This window comes from Vogesella mureinivorans (genome assembly GCF_007644035.1).
In the GTDB taxonomy this organism is placed as follows: Bacteria; Pseudomonadota; Gammaproteobacteria; order Burkholderiales; family Chromobacteriaceae; genus Vogesella; species Vogesella mureinivorans.
Genome location: NZ_VMTV02000451.1, coordinates 1 through 312, shown reverse-complemented (window position 1 = coordinate 312; position 312 = coordinate 1). Strand labels below are relative to the sequence as shown.

Below are 312 nucleotides of genomic sequence, written 5' to 3'. Positions count from 1 at the left end.
CACCGACGCTCGCATCAAGAGCCCGCTGCAGGCCATCAAGCGGCTGCCGAAACGATCTTCTCTGCAGCACTTCCAGGAACTGCTCGACCACATCGCGGCGTTGGACGAGTTGGTCGGCAGCGAACGGCACCTGGCGGACGTGCCGGAACTCAAGCGCAAGCACTTCGCCGCCGAAGCCCGGGTACTGGACGCTGCCGAGTTGCGCGATTTCGGCCCGGCCAAACGACACGCGCTGCTGCTGTGCCTGATCCATCGCGCCCGGGTGCAGACCCGCGACGACCTAGCTGAGATGTTCATCAAACGCATGGGCAA

1 pseudogene is annotated in these 312 nt (G+C 64.4%); it reads left to right on the top strand.

Features of this window, described 5'->3' with window-relative positions:
* Nucleotides 1-312, top strand: a pseudogene (locus FLQ44_RS11485) (Tn3 family transposase); the annotation flags it as partial.